The organism is Dyella sp. (genome assembly GCF_036746095.1).
Lineage (GTDB): Bacteria > Pseudomonadota > Gammaproteobacteria > Xanthomonadales > Rhodanobacteraceae > Dyella_B.
The window spans coordinates 1-3,960 of record NZ_DAIOEU010000115.1 but is presented as its reverse complement, the minus strand read 5'-3'; the positions used below and the strand labels follow the sequence as shown (position 1 = coordinate 3,960).

Sequence of the window (3,960 nt, the reverse complement as noted above, 5' to 3'; positions counted from 1 at the left end):
TTTCGCTGGAATGACGAGCTGATGGCACTGAATTTCCATGGGAAATTTTCGATGCCGGGTGCTATGCCCGCGCATTTCTGAAGAACTTCATTTCCCCCGGACAGCAGTGCGCTTTCGCGGGAACGACGGCGGTGTGGATTGCCTGCGAAGCAGCACAAAATACGTGCCGGACAGCAGTGCGCGAAAGCGGGAATCCATTTTCAGGCATGCACCAGGGCAAGATGGATTCCCGCTTTCGCGGGAATGACGGCCCTAAGGGATACGGCGATTTTGAGTCTTGCCCTCGGTAGATGAACACTAAGTTGCGTCATATCCATGTCTTGCTGCGGATTCGCAAAGCCGTGCCGGACACTAATGGGCGAAAGCCGGGACCCAGCGCCTTTTGCATCAAAGTCGCTAGGCCCCGGCTTTCGCCGGGGTGACGGATGTGAAGCGAATCGAGGCATCCAGCACGTAGGCATGCAGCAGTACGCCGACAGCGCAATGGTTCGCAAGGCGATGGCGTGACGAACGTTCGCGAGGTGAAAGATTGAGGAACACTGTCGCAGTAAAAACCTGCGTATTGCAGAGGCGTAGATCAGGTTACCTCGGACTTGATCCGGGTAACCCAGCATGTTCGGAGCGATTTGTCGGGTTATTACGCTGCGCTTTCCAGGGTGAGGTGCGCGAGCATAGCCAGCACGGGAGCTATGCATCACTTCCCGTCATGCAATGACGATTCAAGGCTTTTACTGTATTCGATTCGAAAGCGGCCAAGCGCGCACTGGCAAACGTGGGCACAGATACCGAAACAGATATCGAAGGAAGCCAATTCGCTATTGGTAGATCGCCGCAGGCTGGAGTGAAATCCATGCTTTGCGGACAAGCAGGAAACGTTTTTCATGGCTGTGATTCCAACGTTTGCGCGCAACACGCTCACTGCCATCACCTTGCTGTCCATCGCCCTGCCCCTCTGCGCCGAGCAACGCAAGCTGTCGCAAGACTGGTTGTTCCATCAAGGCGACGTGCTGGGTGCATCGTCGATGGCCTATGACGATCACACATGGCGCAAGGTCGACGTGCCGCATGACTGGTCGATTGCCGCCAGGTCCGACGGCAGCGCGCCCTACGATCCCAACACGCCCGGTGGACAAAGCTCTGGCTATCTGCCCGGCGGCGTCGGCTGGTACCGCCGGCACATAATGCTTGGTGCGGGCGATGCTGCCGGCATCGTCCGCCTGGAGTTCGAAGCGGTCTACATGGATGCGGACATCTGGCTCAACGGCCAGCATCTCGCGCAGCATCACTATGGCTATACGGCTTTCAACGTCGACCTGACCGGCAAGGTGCATGCGGGCGACAACGTCGTAGCCATACGCGTCAACCATGCCGATCCGTCTTCCCGCTGGTATGCCGGCTCGGGCTTGATTCGCCCGGTAAGCCTGGACATTCTCGATCGTGTGCATCTCGATCCGGACAGCATCGTAGTAAGCACGCCGGTGGCAACGCAGTCGTTGGCCAAGGTATCCACGCATGCCGTGGTGGCCAATGATTCGGCGCAAGCGCGCAAGGTCGACGTCGTGTCGAGGATACTGTCGTCCAGTGGCGCAGTCGTTGCGCAATCGCACCAGGACAAGTCGCTCGCCGCGGGCGGCAAATCCGCATGGGATGAAACGCTGGCAATCACCAACCCGTCGCTGTGGTCACCCGATTCGCCGAACCTGTATACGCTCGTGCAGGACGTGTACGTCGACGGCGCGATCACCGACGAACGCCGCACACGCTTCGGCGCACGCACCATCACCGTCGATGCCGTGCACGGTCTGCGCATCAACGGCAGGCAGGTGCTGCTGCGCGGCGGCTGCATCCATCACGACAACTACATGCTGGGCGGCGCGGGCTGGCCCGATGCCGATGCGCGCAAAGTGGTGCTGATGAAAGCCGCCGGCTACAACGCCATCCGCAGCGCGCACAACCCGGCCAGCCAGGCCACGCTCGACGCGGCGGATGAACTGGGCATGCTCGTGATCGACGAAGCGTTCGACATGTGGAACGTCAGCAAGACACCCATGGATTACTCGCGCTTCTTCAAGCAGGACTGGCAACAGGATCTCGACAGCCTGGTGATCAGCGGGCGCAACCATCCCAGCGTACTGTTCTGGAGCATCGGCAACGAGATTCCCGAACAAGGCACGCCGCTTGGCATCGAAACGGGCCGCAAGCTGGCTGAGCGCGTGCGTGCGCTCGACCCGACCCGGCCGGTTACCGAAGCGGTCAACGTCGACACGCCGCATATCGCCGACCAGTTCGCCAACCTCGATGTTGCCGGCTACAACTACAATGAACCGCTTTTCGCGCGGGACCACCAAGCGTATCCGCAGCGTGTGATGTTCACGACGGAGTCGACCTCCAAGAACGCCTTCAGCTATTGGCGTGCAGCCGAAACCATGCCATGGGTGATCGGCGATTTCGTCTGGACGTCCGTGGATTATCTCGGCGAGACCGGCATCGGCTGGATGGGTTACAGCCAGGATTGGCAAAAACTCGGCCCCTACCCGTGGCACCTTGCCTATTGCGGCGAAATCGACGCGACCGGACGCAAGCGCCCAGCCGCCTACTATCGCGAAGTGCTCTGGAAGACCGGCATCGATCCCATTTCCGCATTCGTCATGCAACCGGCCGGCACGGAAGACCTGCCTGATCGCCATCTCTTCACCCTTACGCAGCCACACACCGACTGGTCGCTGGACGACGTCCATCCCAGCTGGACCTGGCCCGGGCAGGAAGGCAAGCCGCTGGAGGTGGTGGTGTACTCCGAATTTCCGGAAGTGGAATTGTTTCTCAACGGCAAAAGCGTGGGACGCAAGACGACCGACCTGGACACGCAGTACAAAGCGACTTACACGCTGCCGTATCGCGCGGGACGTTTGGTGGCGGTCGGTTATCAGGATGGCCGCGCCGCTGGCCAATGGACATTGCGCACGGCAGGCAAGCCGGCGGCCATCGATGTAACGCCCGATCGCACACAGCTGCGCGCCAACGCGCAGGATCTCGCTTACGTCACCATTGCACTCGCCGATGACAACGGTACGCCGATATACAACCAGGGCGACGATCGGCAAGTGCGCGTTCGCGTGCTGGGCGCAGGCGAACTTGCCGGCATGGGCAATGGCAAACCCAACGATGTTTCCAGCTTCCAGTCGGGGCGGTGGAAGACGTTTCATGGACGCGTGGTGGCTGTCGTTCGCGCTGGCATGCAAGCCGGGCCGATCGAGGTGCAGGTCGACGCGGATGGCTTGCCGACACGGCGGATTCATCTCCATACCGTGTCGCCTTAGCTGCGGCGGTGAATCCCTTCTTCACGGGTTTCCGTTCCCTCGGGCTGAAAGTCAATCTCTGGAATTTGCAGCAGAAGATGTCGATGAAAACCTGGGGCGTCACGCCGTAATCGGCGTATCGCGCATGTCCCGCGAGGACAACCCGATATCATTTGATGACAGGCAATGCTCGTAAGAATCAGCAGAAGCCTTCTTTGAGCAGGATCCCCGAAGTAAACCGGCGGCACATGAAAATTTGAACGCCTCGGATATCCAAACCGATATCAGCGACGACGCGCATGCTCGGCAGAAGTGCGATATGAATCGCAAAATTCGCACTCCACCCACCACGTGCTTGCGCAGCAACACAAAACACTCACACATCACGACGAAATTGCTGCTTCGCAGCTTCAATTTTCGCAAGTGTCTCTTGCGTTCTTCGCAATGCCACACCTGTCGGCGAGCGATAGAGTGCGCCAGGAACGAGGCGATGCGTGTAGCAGTGTTCCGTAATTGACGACCCGTCTATCGCCAAAAAATCTTCGATCGTCATCCCGGCGAAAGCCGGGGTCCAGCGACTTATTTTGATCCGAAAGGCACTGGATTCCCGCTTTCGCTGGAGTAAGTATCCCCCGGCCAAGCCGGGGGCTTTAACGTTGTGAGC

At 59.4% G+C, this 3,960-nt stretch carries 2 protein-coding genes; one reads left to right on the top strand and one right to left on the bottom strand.

Annotated elements, in window-relative coordinates:
* Window positions 1-881: 881 nt before the first annotated feature.
* Complete coding sequence (locus V7M64_RS22180; RefSeq protein WP_333682333.1) at window positions 882-3,317, top strand: glycoside hydrolase family 2 TIM barrel-domain containing protein; 2,436 nt, start codon at window positions 882-884, stop codon at window positions 3,315-3,317.
* A gap of 355 nt (window positions 3,318-3,672) precedes the next feature.
* On the opposite strand, the gene V7M64_RS22175 is transcribed toward V7M64_RS22180, so the two are convergent.
* Window positions 3,673-3,960, bottom strand: a 288-nt coding sequence (locus V7M64_RS22175) for a hypothetical protein (protein ID WP_333682332.1), incomplete at its 5' end; no start/stop codon positions are given.